This is a genomic window from Ruminococcus sp. (genome assembly GCF_017549005.1).
Lineage (GTDB): Bacteria > Bacillota > Clostridia > Oscillospirales > Ruminococcaceae > Ruminococcus.
Map to the genome: position 1 here is coordinate 1 of NZ_JAFYYT010000023.1, position 15,345 is coordinate 15,345.

The 15,345-nt window shown below is 49.2% G+C and carries 12 protein-coding genes; 9 read left to right on the plus strand and 3 right to left on the minus strand.

Annotated elements, in window-relative coordinates:
- The 7 genes from IKW96_RS06375 to IKW96_RS06405 form a co-directional block, all read left to right on the plus strand.
- A partial coding sequence (locus IKW96_RS06375) for a SpaA isopeptide-forming pilin-related protein (RefSeq protein WP_296571904.1) occupies positions 1-2,434 on the plus strand: 2,434 nt, incomplete at its 5' end.
- Positions 2,435-2,698: 264 nt separating this feature from the next.
- Positions 2,699-3,625, plus strand: coding sequence for a magnesium transporter CorA family protein (locus tag IKW96_RS06380; protein WP_296571907.1), 927 nt, complete (start codon positions 2,699-2,701; stop codon positions 3,623-3,625).
- Positions 3,626-3,774: 149 nt separating this feature from the next.
- On the plus strand, positions 3,775-5,232 hold the full coding sequence (locus IKW96_RS06385; RefSeq protein ID WP_296571910.1) for an FAD-binding protein: 1,458 nt from the start codon (positions 3,775-3,777) through the stop codon (positions 5,230-5,232).
- A gap of 46 nt (positions 5,233-5,278) precedes the next feature.
- Entirely contained in the window at positions 5,279-6,613 is a 1,335-nt protein-coding gene (locus tag IKW96_RS06390) for a D-alanyl-D-alanine carboxypeptidase family protein (RefSeq protein ID WP_296571913.1), read from the plus strand.
- Between the two features lie 266 nt (positions 6,614-6,879).
- Positions 6,880-7,719, plus strand: coding sequence for a carboxylating nicotinate-nucleotide diphosphorylase (nadC, locus tag IKW96_RS06395; RefSeq protein ID WP_296571916.1), 840 nt, complete (start codon positions 6,880-6,882; stop codon positions 7,717-7,719).
- 131 nt (positions 7,720-7,850) lie between these two features.
- Positions 7,851-9,293: a spore germination protein gene (locus tag IKW96_RS06400; protein ID WP_296571921.1), complete on the plus strand. Its 1,443-nt coding sequence runs from the start codon at positions 7,851-7,853 to the stop codon at positions 9,291-9,293.
- Positions 9,286-10,269, plus strand: a complete 984-nt coding sequence (locus IKW96_RS06405; protein WP_296571924.1) for a hypothetical protein — start codon at positions 9,286-9,288, stop codon at positions 10,267-10,269. Before IKW96_RS06400 ends, IKW96_RS06405 begins: the two co-directional genes overlap by 8 nt.
- A gap of 7 nt (positions 10,270-10,276) precedes the next feature.
- Here the strand turns inward: IKW96_RS06405 and IKW96_RS06410 are convergent, their stop codons facing one another.
- The gene (locus IKW96_RS06410) at positions 10,277-10,729 is read right to left on the minus strand and encodes a nucleoside deaminase (RefSeq protein ID WP_296571926.1); all 453 of its coding nucleotides are present in this window, start codon (positions 10,727-10,729) and stop codon (positions 10,277-10,279) included.
- Positions 10,730-11,908 (minus strand): CPBP family intramembrane glutamic endopeptidase, encoded by a 1,179-nt coding sequence (locus IKW96_RS06415; protein WP_296571928.1) that lies wholly within the window; start codon positions 11,906-11,908, stop codon positions 10,730-10,732.
- 129 nt (positions 11,909-12,037) lie between these two features.
- Here IKW96_RS06415 and IKW96_RS06420 point away from each other — a divergent pair, with 129 nt between their 5' ends.
- The gene (locus IKW96_RS06420; protein ID WP_296571931.1) at positions 12,038-12,571 is read left to right on the plus strand and encodes a hypothetical protein; all 534 of its coding nucleotides are present in this window, start codon (positions 12,038-12,040) and stop codon (positions 12,569-12,571) included.
- Here the strand turns inward: IKW96_RS06420 and IKW96_RS06425 are convergent.
- Positions 12,568-12,759 carry a DUF6472 family protein gene (locus tag IKW96_RS06425; protein WP_296571933.1) on the minus strand — a complete coding sequence of 64 codons (192 nt, stop codon included), beginning with the start codon at positions 12,757-12,759 and terminating at the stop codon, positions 12,568-12,570. The two genes, IKW96_RS06420 and IKW96_RS06425, sit on opposite strands and share 4 nt — an antisense overlap.
- A gap of 505 nt (positions 12,760-13,264) precedes the next feature.
- On the opposite strand from IKW96_RS06425, the gene IKW96_RS06430 reads away from it, so the two are divergent.
- The gene (locus tag IKW96_RS06430) at positions 13,265-15,082 is read left to right on the plus strand and encodes a phosphoenolpyruvate carboxykinase (GTP) (RefSeq protein WP_296571936.1); all 1,818 of its coding nucleotides are present in this window, start codon (positions 13,265-13,267) and stop codon (positions 15,080-15,082) included.
- The last annotated feature ends 263 nt before the right edge of the window (positions 15,083-15,345 follow it).

Below are 15,345 nucleotides of genomic sequence, written 5' to 3' on the forward strand. Positions count from 1 at the left end.
ATTCGTACTCGCAGTTGAGGAAGAGGGCAAGACACTTGCAGGCGTAAAGGTAAACGGCGGCACAGCTCTGGGCGAAGTAACAAGCACAAAGTTCACAGGTAATAATACACAGTTCGACGGTCTGAAGGACGGCAAGTACAGTCTCGAAGAGACAGCAGCTCCCGACGGCTACACAACTGTAACAAAGTTCACATTCACAGTCAAGGACGGCAAGGTTACAGACGTAAGCACCGTAACGGACGGCAAGGCTTATGTTGATGAGAACGGTCACCTTGTAGTTGAGGATACTCAGTCAGTTATCACCATCGACAAGCTCTCACTCGGCGGAACACCTATCCCCGAGTCAGCAGGAAAGGCTAAGTTCACACTCAACGCTAAGGGTGAAACAAACGACCTCGGCGGCGTAACAGTCGGTGAGGGAGCAGCTGCCAAGACTGCTGCAAAGGGCGCCAAGTCCATCGAGTTCGAGGGCAACAGCGCTAAGCTCACAGGTCTCAGGGACGGCGTTTACTCACTGGTTGAGAATGCAGCTCCTACAGGCTATTCAGTAGTTACCGAGTTCACATTCACAGTTGAAAACGGCAAGGTAACAAAGGTAGACACAGTTACAAACGGCAGGACCTCTGTATCTGAGGACGGAAAGAGCTTCAAGGTAGAGGACGCTGCATATGTAAGCATAAGCAAGAGCGATATCACAGGCGAAAACGAGATCGCAGGAGCTACTATCCAGATCACTAACGCTGATATAGACTGGGCTCCTATCCTTGAAGCAAACAAGGACGGTGGATTCATAAACGTTTATGACAGCAATGACAAGGTGATCGGTATCGAATGGGTATCGGGAACCGCTGCAAAGATCGTTCAGGCTCTTACAGACGGAAAGTACAAGCTCAAGGAAACAGGCGACAAGTTCGAGGACGGCGGCAAGACATATGATATCATTACCTCCGAGCTTGAATTTACTATCAAGGACAGCAGGATCGTTGACGCAAGCGGCAAGGATCTCAAGACTGAAAATGATAAGGACGCCGAGAACGGATATTATGTAGTTGACAAGAACGGCAACACCATTGAGGTTTGCGATGCGGAAGCTGTAACTACTACAACTACCACAACATCAGCTACTACGACCACTACAACTACAACGACTTCGACAACTACATCAACAACAAGCACCACAACTTCAACAACTACATCAACAACAAGTACTACAACTTCAACAACTACATCTACCACAACAAGCACTACAACTTCAACGACAACATCAACTACAACAAGCACTACAACTTCAACAACATCAACTACAACAAGCACCACGACTTCAACTACATCTACCACAACAAGCACTACAACTTCCACAACAACAAGTACCGCAACATCAACGACTACGACCGCTGTTGCAACTGCAAAGGTCAATATCAATAAGGTTGACGACATTGCAGGCAGCGAGGTCAAGGGCGCTAAGCTCACTCTCACAGGTAAGACTGCAGAGGGCAAGGCTATCACCTTCAAGGACGGTCAGCTTGAGGTCGGCAAGGACGGCGAGGCTGTAAACAGCGTCGGCAGCGCACTTGTATGGATCTCAGGTACAGAAAAGACAATTGTATCAGTTGAGGACGGTACATATACCCTTGTTGAGCTCCAGGCTCCTGCTGAGTATGAAAAGGCAGAAAGCATAGAGTTCACAGTAAAGAACGGCAAGGTAGTAAAGGGCGGCGAGTCTGATGATACAGTCGTAATGACGGATAAGCGTATCGTTACGACCACAACAACGACGACTACTACATCTACTACAACTACGACCACCACCACAACAACAAGCACTACGACCTCAACAACTACATCTACAACAACAAGCACAACAACTTCCACAACAACACCTGCTACTACAACTACAACATCTACAACAAGCACAACGACTACTACAACCACGACAACCACAACAACTTCTACCACGACCACAACGACTACAACAACCACAACTACAACTACATCTACAACAACAAGCACCACAACTTCCACAACAACAACTACTACTACAACGACTACAACTACGACCACCACTACTACAACAAGTACAACAACTACATCAACGACCACGACAACAGCTACATCAACGACTACAACAACTACTACAACGGATCAGAAGGGTCAGGAGCTGACTGCTACTACAACAACAGTCACCGACGACAGCAGCTCTGTTTCAAGAACGACTACAACAGAGGCTTCAACCACCACAACTGAACCGACAACAACTACAACAACGACAACAACTACTACAACAACCACGACAAAGTCCAACGGAACTGCTACAAAGAGCTCTTCCAATTCGCCTAAGACAGGCGTCAAGGGCATGGGAGCTGCATTTGCAGTCATCTTCCTTGCAGCAGCAGGTTCGTTCGCAGCACGTTCAAGAAAGCGCGACGAGGACTGAGTTTAAAATGATATGAATCATTTCACAGCTGTCAGACATTATGTCTGACAGCTGATTTTTTTGAAAAAATACTTGTAATCGGTACGGAAAGTGTGATATAATAATACTGCATTATGAATCAGGAGGTGCATTATGAGTTCTGACCCTTATGGGAATTTGAATAGTATTCCACGCTTCGGCAGACGATAATGCTCTCGTCCTTTTGCCGAAGTGAATCTCGGTGAAAGGAGCAAGTCTTTCCGCAGTATGCGGAGGGCGAACGACATGATAAACTTTTATAATTACGAAAAGGGCGTGCTTACGCAGTGCGACGCTCCCGTTGCAGGCTGCTGGGTATCCGTTGTTGACCCAACGCCTCAGGAGGTAAAGGAGCTCATCGAGGACTACGGTCTCGACAGCGGCTTCGTAAAGTCCTCCATAGATGAGGAGGAGTCGTCGCGTATCGAGCGCGAGGACGATCAGACCCTTGTTATCATAGATACGCCTGTCTCGGCTATCGACGACGACAAGACCAAGAACTTCTATACCCTGCCTATGGGTATAATAGTCACGGCTGAGTACGTATTCACTATCTCGATCCGTGAAACCCAGATAATCAACGAGGCGACAAGAGGCGGCATACGCAATCTCCGCCCCGATTTCAAGACGAGATTCGTGCTGCAGCTGCTTCTGAGGATATCGGCTCTGTTCCTTACTTACCTGAAACAGATAGACAAGATATCATCGGCAGCCGAGCAGGAGCTCCACGACGCCATGAAGAACGAGCTTCTCATGCAGCTCCTTGCGCTGGAGAAGTCTCTCGTATACTTTTCCACATCCCTCAAAGCCAATGAGGCAACTATCGAGAAGATATTCCGCGGCAGAGTAATAAAGCTCTACGACGAGGATCAGGACCTTCTTGAGGACGTGCTCATAGAGATGAAGCAGGCGATAGAGATGTCAAGTATCTACTCGGGTATCCTGTCCAGTATGATGGACGGTTTCTCGTCGATAATCTCCAATAATCAGAATACTGTCATGTGGAGACTTACTATCGTCACTATCATACTTGAGATACCGAATATCATGTTTGCTTTCTACGGTATCAATACTGAGGATATACCGTTCAATTATACGTGGGTGGCGCTTACGCTGACCGCGCTCCTGACGGGAATAACAGCCTTTGCGCTGCTGAAATGGAAGAAAAAGTAGCTGAAACAGTGCCTTCGGGCACTGTTTTTTAGTTTTTGGCTCTTAGTTCTCTGTTCTTCACACGACAAGGCAAAAAATCATTTACAATCCGCTGTAAGTGTGCTATAATAACTATGTATAGATTTTTATGTAAAGGACGGTCCTTTATCATGTCGAAAAATTATGATGTTATTATAGCAGGCTGCGGAGCAGCAGGACTTTACGCGGCTATCAACCTCCCTAAGGAGCTCAATATACTCATTCTCTGCAAGCGCGACCTGCCGCTGTGCAACTCCTCCCTCGCACAGGGAGGTATCGCAGGAGTTTACAACTCTCCCACGGACAATATCCAGTATCACCAGAACGATACTCTCATTGCAGGCAGCTTCAAGAATAATGTGGAAGCTGTTCATACCCTCGTAAGCGAGGCTGCACAGGATATCGAGAATATCATCAGGCTCGGCGTTGAGTTCGACAAGAACCCCGACGGTACATATCACCGCACACTCGAGGGCGGTCACAGCCACCACCGTATCTTCCACCATGCAGACGCTACCGGCAAGGAGATAACTTCGACTCTCCTCGAAAACGTTCAGAAGCTCAGCAACGTGACTATCATGGAAAATACCATCATGTGCGCTGTCAAGCAGACAAAGACTGGTTATTCCGCATTTCTCAAGCTCCCCGACGACAGCTACGAGACCTGCAACTGCCACTTCATGATACTTGCAACAGGCGGTATCGGAAGAGTTTACCAGTTCACGACCAACTCCGCTATCGCAACAGGCGACGGTATCACCTTTGCCTATGAAATGGGCGCAAAGATAAAGAATCTCAGCTATGTGCAGTTCCACCCCACAGCCTTCAACAACCGCGCCACACGCGAGTGCTTCCTTATCTCGGAGGCTGTACGCGGCGAGGGAGCTTACCTCCTCAACTGCAAGAAGGAGCGCTTCATGCACAACTACGACGAGCGCCTTGAGCTCGCTCCGAGAGATGTTGTATCACACGCTATCGTCCTTGAGTCGAGAAAGCAGAACTCCACTGACTTCTACCTCGATATAAGCTACAAGGACAGCGAATTTCTCAAAAAGCGCTTCCCGATGATATACAAGAACCTTCTCGAGCAGGGCTATGACCTTACAAAGGAGCCTGTACCGATATTCCCGTGTCAGCACTACCTCATGGGCGGCATAGACGTTGACAACAACTCCGAAACGAGCCTGCCCAATCTCTATGCCTGCGGAGAATGCTCGCATACGGGAGTTCACGGCAGCAACCGCCTTGCAAGCAATTCGCTCCTTGAGGCTCTTGTGTTCTCACGCCATGCGGCAAACAATATCGCTTCAAAGCTTGCGGACGCCCCAAAGGATTTCGAGGAGGCTGAGTTCGACGCCCATATCGGAAGTCCGAAGATACCGAAGGGAGTCCGCACGGAAACAAGAAAGATACTTCAGAACTGCTATTTCGTTATCCCCGACAAGAAAGCGGCAGCAGAGGGCTTCAGGCGCGTAAAGGAGATACGCGAGGACCTTATAAACGGCGGTTATCTTGTTGACGCGGATTTCGTTCTTGCTAAGTCGATAGTTACTGTTGCATATATAATTCTCGGTGAGGTAATGCAGTAAAAAAACGGCAAAAATATTTTGCCTTTTCAGACAGGAGGGGATATGTATGACTGATATAAAAAAAGCTGCTGTCTTTGTTGCTGTTCTGAGCAGTATTGCGGCTTTTCCGGCTGCATATCCCGCTTTTGCCGCGCCGGTAATGCTGAAGGGCGACTTAAACCGCGATGACATTGTCTCAGTCAGCGATGTTGTGGTTTTCAGGAACTTTCTTCTCGGCAGATACGGGCTGAACGAAACACAGACCATAGCCGCCGACGTAAACGGCGACGGAAATGTTGATTCTGCGGACCTTCCGGCTTTGCAGGATATTATTCTGCGCAGCAGGGATAAGCTCCCAATTGGTACGTGGATAGGGGACTGCGGCGGCGCGAAGCGTTATTTCAGCTTTGACAGCGGAACTGTCAGCATTGTCGACCCGAACAGCGGAAGTTCACAGTTTTTTACAGTCGAAGATGTGGGAGACCTCATGGTTTTCAGAGTCGGAAGAGCAGAAATGTCCGCGTTCGTGACGTGGGACAGCGAGCTCAGCTTCATACTGAAATGGGAGAACGGCAGCACTGAGACTTTCAGGTACTTCTGCGATAGTAAAATAGAAGCCACGGAGTTCCTCACGGGCAGGTGGGTGACTTCTCAGGGGCGTACCTTTGAGATAAACGGTCTCAGTGGAAAGCTCACCGGCAAAAACGGAGATGTGAGCCGTTTCGAATACGCTCCCGACGGTGAAAACATCACATTCCGCTTCGGCGGTACGGAGAACTCCACGGCAGGTAAAAAGACGGTCAATGATTCCATGCACTTCACTGTGACATGGAGCGACGGGACTGCTGAAAGGTTCACACGTCAGGAGATAGAGGTCCGCGGCGGTATCACCTATGTGAACGGCATACTCATCGCAAACAAGACCTATTCCCTGCCTGCGGACTACGCTCCGGGCGGCATACTTCCCGAGGCGCAGGCAGCCTTCAATGAAATGCAGGCTGACGCGAAAAAGGCTGGATACAGCCTGAGTATCGTTTCGGGTTTCCGTTCGTACTCGTATCAGAATCAGCTGTACACTAATTACGTCGCCCGTGACGGAAAAGCTGCTGCGGACACTTATTCCGCAAGGGCAGGTCATTCCGAGCACCAGACGGGGCTTGCAATGGATATAAACTATGCAGGCACCTGGTTCAACAATACGCCCGAGGCAAAATGGATAGCCGAAAACTGCGTCAGGTACGGATTTATCATACGCTATCCTCTCGGCAAGGAGGATATAACGGGATATCAGTACGAATCGTGGCACGTCCGCTACCTCGGAAAGGAGCTTGCAAAGGAGGTCGCCGATTCGGGGCTAACCTTAGAGGAGTTCCTGTGCATTGACTCCAGATATAAATCATAATTTATATTTGTAGGGGACGGCGTCCTCGACGTCCCGTGGGGAAACGTAATTATTTTGGCGGGAGCCCGAGGGCGGGCTCCCCTACACAGCTCGGCGTCCCGATGTAGGGGCGGATATCATCCGCCCGCGGTATAATAAAAAAACGACGGGGCGATGTGGGCATCGCCCCCTACAAACGGCTAAAGGCTATTAGCTAATGGCTAACGGCTTCAAAATTAACGGCAAAGCCGTTAAATTTTGATTTGCATCAGAAAGGAAGATATGATATGAAGCTTTTACAATGCTATGTTGACAATATAATCACCACTGCCCTCATGGAGGACATAAACTACATCGACGCGGCTGCCGATAACCTTATCCCCCCCGAGCACAGGAGCTCCGCTTACTACGTTGCAAAGGACACGGGAGTTGTCTGCGGTATCGAGGTGGCAAAGCGCGTTTTCGACCTTGCAGGCGGCGATGTGGACTTTAAGATACTCCTGAATGACGGCACAAAGGTTAAGAAGGGCGATATCATCGCAGAGCTTGAGGGAAGTACCCTTACTCTGCTCAAGGGTGAAAGGACTGCCCTTAACCTTTTACAGCATATGTCGGGTATCGCAACTGCCACAAACAAGTGCGTTGAGCTTGTAAAGGGAACAAAGGCGGCTGTTACCGATACAAGAAAAACTCTCCCGGGACTTCGTGCCATTCAGAAGTATGCCGTAACTGTGGGAGGCGGAAAGAATCACCGCTTCAACCTCTCGGACGCGGCTATGCTCAAGGACAACCACATTGATGCATACGGCGGTATCACCGCAGCTGTTACGGCTCTCCGCGAGAAGATAGGTCATACAGTAAAGATAGAGGTGGAGGTACGTACACTTGACGAGCTCCGCGAGGCTCTTGACAATAAGGTGGAGATAATCATGCTCGATAATATGAGCTGTGATGAGATGAAGGAGGCGGTTGCCATAACCGACGGCAGGGCAATGCTGGAGGCTTCGGGAAATGTCACTGCCGAGAATATCCGCTCCGTTGCGGAAACGGGTGTGGATATCATTTCCCTGGGAGCTCTTACCCATTCCGTCAAGTGCTTCGATATCTCAATGAAGATAAAGAAATAATTGTTGTGGACGCCGTTTCCGGCGTTACGCATGGGCGCACAGTGTGCGCCCTTTTTTCATATGCAGGGTACGGTTTTCCCTATAGGTATAATCATGCAGATACGGCACATACTACCTCCGAGGTGAAATGTATGGAAAAAAGCGGACTTCTGCCGGTTCTTGACAGCAGCATTAATGAGATACGACGTATTTCGGGGGGCTCCTCGGACGTCCTCATAAACCGCTTCGTTACAGGCGGTATACACTGCGCCCTGCTATGCTGCGAGGGCATGGTCTCCACGTCTGTCATAACCGAGCTTATCTTCGAGCCCATTACCGATATCCCCGAAAAGCACAGCGCGGCGGAGCTTTTTCACTATATAAACGAGGAGCTTCTTCTCTCCACGGACCGCCCAGAGGTCGGCGACTATGATACCCTTTTCAGGCTTATGAACTCTGGCTTTGCGGTGCTTCTTGCGGAGGGCATGACAACGGGACTTGCTTTCGGAGTGCAGGGCTATGCGGCAAGGGGAGTCGATGAGCCCTCGGGAGAGGGCAATATCATGGGCGCTCATGAGGGCTTCACGGAGACTGTCCGCGTGAATATGTCGCAGATACGCAGGCGCATAAAAAGTCCCGAGCTTGTCATGGAGCTGTTTGCAAAGGGCAGCAAGAGCTATACGGACCTTTGTCTGTGCTATATGAAGGACCGCGTGCCGGAATCTCTCATTGAAAAGATAAGAAGCTCCCTTGACGACGTGGAGCTTGAGGCTGTACTCACCACGGGGCAGCTCCGCCCTTTTCTCGAGAACGGGAGCTTTGAGATATTCGACTCTGCGGGAACTACCGAGCGCCCCGATGTGCTGTGCTCGAAGCTGATAGAGGGCAGAGCCGCTCTTTTCGTTGACGGAGTGCCCTATGCCATAGTTGTTCCGCGGCTGTTCTGCGAGAGCTTCCAGACCCTTGACGATTACGCATTCAAGCCTTATTATTCCACATTCATACGCTGGCTGAAATACGGCGCTTTTCTTGCGGCTGTACTTCTTCCGTCGTTCTATGTGTCTATAGTCATGTACCACCCCGAGCTTCTCAACAGCACTCTGTTCATGCTGCTTGTGGACGCGGAGAAAAAAGCTCCCATGTCAATAGTTACGGAAGCTCTTTTTGCACTGCTGATGTATGAGATAATACGTGAGGCAGGAGTGCGCCTGCCGAAGCCTGTAGGCGGAGCTGTCAGCATTATCAGCGGACTTATCATAGGTGACGCGGCAGTAAACTCGGGACTGATAAGCACGCCGCTGCTGACCATGACTGCGCTTGCGGTTCTTGGCGGACTGGTAGTCCCCGAGCTGAATCCGCAGATAACCGTGCTGCGCTTTGCGTTCATCATCGCAGGGGGAGCTCTCGGACTTTTCGGAATAAGCCTTCTTGCCTGCGGAGTACTCGTGAACATCTGCGCTACTGAGGATTACGGATTCCCTTATACTGCGCCTCTTTCACCGTTCAAAGCCTCCGGCATGAGGGATACTGCCGTGCGGAGCAGCGTGAAGAAAATGCAGAGCCGGGGATTTACTGTGGAGGAGTACCATGAATAGCATATCAAGGTATCAGCTCGCCGCAATGCTGATAATAACTGACGTTTTCGGGCTTTTCTGCCTGAGCGTCAGCATTTCCCTCATGACGCTGTACGGACTGTTGTCGGCTGCTGCCATGCAGTTCCTGTTATCGCTGATATCCGTGCTTCACGGCGGCAGGAGCGCAAAGTGGCAGCATATAATCTACCTGCTGTACGCGGTATTCTGCGGCGGAGCTGTTTTTGCTTCGCTGTGGCGGACAAGCGGAGTCATATATATCCCCTACGAGGACAGGAACGGCATATGGGGGAGACTGCTAACGGCAGGTCTTATCGCACTTGTGTGCCTTTACAGCTCTTCAACGGGGCTGAGGGCGGTTTCACGGGCGGCGGTGATAGCTGCGGCGGCAGGACTGCTGTGCATAATCATCGACTTTGCGAGCGCGGCTTTCACTGCCGACTGGGAAAATTTATTCCGCCCCGAAAAGCAGGGATTTTTTTACGGGTTTGCCAGGGGCTTTGCAGTAAGCGGCGGTCTCGGAAGCTTTTTCGTGCTCCTTGAAAAGACGAGGGGAGAGCGGAGCCGTGCGGCTGTTTTGTATTTCGGAGCAAAGGCTGTGCTGACAGCAGTGATCGTACTGACTTCTCTTGCGGTCGCAGGCGGTATCGTCAGCGTTACGGAGTTCCCTGTGATAACGGCGGCACAGCTCTCGCAGCCCTTTGAAGCGCAGAGGATAGACTCGCTCTTCCTTGTGATATTCATTTCATTTGCAGCTTTTTCCGTGACGCTGCAGGTCATGACGGGAGCTTACCTGCTGAAGCGTATCTTTCCTGAGTTCAGCCGATGGAGGAGCTGTACAATGACAGTTCTTATACTGGGAGCGGCTCTGCTCATTTCGGGACGGGAGCTGATAATGGCAAGGGCTGCGGCAGCTGCGGCAGTGCTGATAGTTTCGGCGGCAGCAAAAAATCCGCTGAAAAACTCAGCGGATAAGTGATCGTTTTTTATTTTTTCTGTCTCAGCTGCCTGAAAAACTCTGACAGTATCTCCGAGCATTCCTTTTCCATTACTCCTCCCGTTACCTCGGGGCGGTAGTTATATGGCAGATCGAACATCTTCTGCACGGAAACGGCAGAGCCGCTTTTCAGGTCATACGCGCCGAAGAAAACATCGTCTATGCGCGAATTGATAATAGCTCCGCAGCACATGGGGCAGGGTTCGAGAGTTACGTATATAGCGCATTCGGGAAGTCTCCAGCCTCCGAGGGTCCTGCACGCCTGGTCTATGGCTATGAGCTCTGCGTGAGCAAGTGCGTTTTTAGCTTTCTCGCGCATATTCCTTCCCTCGCCGACTATTTCGCCTGTGGTCTTTTTCACCACGACGGCTCCCACAGGGACTTCGCCCTCATCGAATGCGAGCTGTGCAAGCACAAGGGCACGGTGCATATATTTTTCCATTTAATCTCCTATGATCTGACTTATTACCTGTATGGCAGCCACAAGCAGGCAGAAGCACACAACAATTGATACGGGGAAAGCCTTGAACGCGACGATCATTCTTTCCTTCATGGTGAGTTCTGAATTATAGTGGGCTATCCTGTGGAGTTCCTGGTGTCTTCTTAACAGGTAAAGCATACTTGCTCCCATAGCTCCTATCAGGAACACTATGAGGATAAAGCTGTTTCTTCTCAGGTGGAGAGAATCCTTTACGCCTGCGTCCGTAAGAACTAGAGCTAGACGATACATCTTGAATATTGCCTGTACAAATATGGCGGTGAATATTGAGCCGCTCCTCAGCATTCCTATGGAGGCTACTGCTGATATCATTATAGCCGCAGGCATTTCAAGGAAGTCCTGAACGAGCAGTCCCGACATTACAGATGTGATTATAACTGCAAAATAGTCGCCGAACTGTCTGAGAGCTCCGAATACTGCGCCGCGGAAGAAAAGCTCCGAGATGACGGTGACTACTATTATATCGAAAACGGTGTACACAACGAACTGGTCCTGACCCCATACAGAAGCGTCGGCATTTATGGACTTGAAGTAATCGAATACCTCTCTCATTCTGTTTGTGTAGATACTGGGGATACTTGTTATTGCGCTTACCGAGAGAGCCATGAATATAGCTCCGAACATATCAGACGCATGGTTGAGCGTGGTCATGAACTCAACGCGCATTGGCAGCCTGAGCTTTCGTCTGAGGTAGTAGGCCGGAAGCAGTATTTTCAGTACGGATATGAGTATCAGAGTGGTGATTATCTCTGTGCTTCCGCCGTAAAGAGCTTTATTGAAAAAAGATGTGTGTATGTCAAATCCGAAAAGATCGAAAGCTGCAACAGCCAGACGGCTTACGAGATTGTCTACAAATATCCATATGAGCATCGCTATGCCCGTAACGTTCATTATCTTGCTTATCGAATCCTGTTCCGCAGCAGCGAAAGACCTGTTTTCAAAGCCTTTTCCCTCTACGAAAACGCTTTCACGACGGTTGCGGCTGAAGTTGAAGGCGTATGGGTTGTCTATCTTTCTGCGCCATGTGACGAAGCTCTCATTATAGGCTTCGTTCTGCGTTGAATAGTCGAATTGTTCAACAACATCCACAACAGTATCTTCTGAGGTGTCAGAGATTTTCATTGGTTCACCTCCCTACAATTTCTCAATTTATATAATAGCATATTTCAGGGGAAACAATGTAGATTTTTTAGCACATTTATATGAACAATCAGTTAACACGGTAAAAATATTATTTAAGGAGCAAAATGAATGAAAAAAGCTTTGATTTCGGCAGTTCTTGCGTTTGCGGCAGTCTTCACCACAGGCTGCGCTTCAGGCAGGATACATGAGAAAAGCTACCTTAGAGCGGCTTCCGTGACGGGGAGCGGTGAAAAGGCAGCAGTTTTTGCACTTTTTGGCGAAGAAAAGACCGTTTCGGGCATCGGTGCGGACATAGACCGGGCTAAGTCCGACGCGGAACTGAAAAACGGCAGGGAGCTGTTTACAGGCTATACCGAGCTCATTATCGTGGACGGCAATGAATGCAGGGAACTTCTCGGGCATATGCTTAATAAATGGAAGGTCTCGCCTTCGTGCAAGGTTGTGTACTGCGAAAACGGGGGAGAGCTCCTTGAAAAGTACAGCGCCGAGCAGCTCATCGGCATATCCGAACAGGCTGTAAAGCAGGGGATAGCACCCGAATGCGGAGTTATAACCGTACTTGGGGAGCTGTGCGAAAACGGTTCTGCATCAGTTGCGGAGCTGTGCGCTGACGGTACTGCCGAAAGTCATGTCATATATTAGTTCTGGTGGCGGACTACGCCGTATTCGTCATCGAGGCGGTAGTAGGGACAGGCGTAGTTCGTACCTTGCAAGAAGCGGTACATCTCGTCCTCGTCAAGATTGACCATGCAAACGTAGCATTCATAGTCCTCGTCGTATACGTAGTTTGTGCAGGTCTCGCAGTTTGTTGCCTTTTTCTTTGTTTCCATCTGATCCTCCTTATGTAAATCAAAATTTAACGGCTTTGCCGTTAAATTTTGAAGCCGTTAGCCATTAGCCGTTTGTAAGGGAGGGCGCCTCGCCCTCCCGTGGGGAAACGTAATTATTTTGGCGGGAGCCCGAGGGCGGGCTCCCCTACATTGGGACGTCGAGGACGCCGTCCCCTACAAATATAAATTATGATTTATTATATCACATTCAATCGGAAATATCAATCGTACAGTGCTATTGACAAAAATATAACAACGTGCGTTTTTTTATATATCACATTTACGGTTTACCGCTTTATACTGCTCCGCAAATATCCGGAACCGCAATAATTGCAATAACTTTAGGTAATATTGCTATTCCTAAAAAATACCGTAACTGACTATTGACACATTGACAAAAAACAGATATAATAGTATTTGAGGAACGTTCGGTTTTTTACTGACTTTCTGTTTGCGGAGGTTATTTCCGCATATTATCTGATAATCTTTTAGGAGGTATTATACAATGTCATTGACAAAAAATCCCAACGTATTAAAGTGGGTTGACGAGATGGTTGCTCTCTGCCAGCCTGATAAGGTAGTATGGATCGACGGCTCAAAGGAGCAGATCGACTCACTTATCGAGGAAGTTACTTCGCTCCCCGATGACAGCTGGGACAAAATGTACAAGCTCAATCCCGAGAAGTATCCGAATTGTCTCTATCACAGAACCCGTGCTAACGACGTTGCACGTGTTGAGGACAGAACATTCATCTGCTCCAAGGAAAAGAAGGGTGCAGGTCCTACAAACAACTGGATGGCTCCCGATGAGATGAAGGCTCTCCTTACTCCTATGTACAAGGGCGTTATGAAGGGCAGAACAATGTACGTAATCCCTTATTCAATGGGCCCTATCGGTTCTCCTCTTGCTAAGGTAGGCGTAGAGGTAACAGACTCTATCTACGTTGTACTCAATATGAACATCATGACACGTATGGGCAAGCAGGCTTTCGAGAACCTCGGTGATACTTCCGACGATTTCGTAAGAGGTCTCCACTCAAAGGCTGACGTTGATCCCGAGAAGAGATACATCGTTCAGTTCCCTGAGGAAAATACAATCTGGTCTATCAACTCTGCTTACGGCGGAAACGTTCTCCTCGGCAAGAAGTGCTTTGCACTCCGTATCGCTTCATTCCAGGGCAAGAACGAGGCATGGATGGCTGAGCATATGCTTATCCTCGGTCTCAAGAAGCCAAACGGCGAAGTTAAGTATATCACAGCTGCTTTCCCGTCAGCTTGCGGAAAGACAAACCTTGCAATGCTCATTCCGCCTGAGGGATACAAGAAGGACGGCTATGAGGTATTCACAGTCGGCGACGATATCGCTTGGATGAAGCCCGGCAAGGATGGCAGACTCTACGCTATCAACCCTGAGAACGGCTTCTTCGGCGTTGCTCCCGGAACAAATGCAAAGTCCAACTACAATGCTCTCGCTTGCACAAAGAACGGCGCTATCTTCACAAACGTTGCTCTTGACAACAGCGACAACACTGTATGGTGGGAGAAGCTCAACGAGAATCCGCCTAAGGACGCTACAGAGTGGACAGGTATCAAGTGCGACGGTGAGGCTTGGGTAGCTGAGGGCAAGAAGCTTGCTCACCCCAACTCAAGATTTACAGCTCCTGCACAGAACTGCCCATGCATTTCTCCTGAGTTCAACAATCCTGAGGGTGTTCCTGTATCTGCTATCATCTTCGGCGGCAGACGTGCATCAACAGCTCCTCTCGTATATCAGTCATTCGACTGGACACACGGTACATACATCGGATCAGCTGTATCTTCCGAGACAACAGCTGCTGCTACAGGCGCAGTAGGCGTGCTCCGTCACGATCCTATGGCTATGAAGCCTTTCATCGGCTACAATGTTGGCGACTACTGGGCACACTGGCTCGAAATGGGCGCAAGACTCGGTAGCAAGGCTCCTAAGATCTTCAATGTAAACTGGTTCAGAACAGACGACCAGGGCAACTTCCTCTGGCCCGGCTACGGCGAGAACATGAGAGTTCTTGACTGGATCATCAAGAGAGTTGACGGCGAAGTTGACGCTGTTGAGACTCCTATCGGATACCTTCCTAAGCCTGAGGACATCAACCTCAAGGGCATCGAGGACGAGGTTCCCGCTTCTGCACTCCAGCAGCTCCTCACAGTCAATAAGGACGAGTGGAAGAAGGAGATCGCTGAGATGAGAAGATACTATGACGAGGACATCAAGGCTAAGGGCGGCAATATCCCGCAGGCACTCTACGATGAGCTCGACATGATCGAAGCAAATCTCAACAAGTAATAATATCAAAAGGCGTGACTTGTGTCACGCCTTTTTTAGTTATTAGTGATTAGTGCTTAGTAGGGGACGGCGTCCTCGACGTCCCGTAATAGTTTTTATAAGTTCAAAGCTCCCCGTGAGGGTAATGTCATTAAGCTAATTGAATAATGAAAAGGAATCAGGAGTATGTTTGAAAATAAACGAGCATACTCCTGATAGTATTTATTAAAAAAAGGCAGCACGAAAAGACAGATCAGAGATCTGCCAGAAAAAATATTGACACA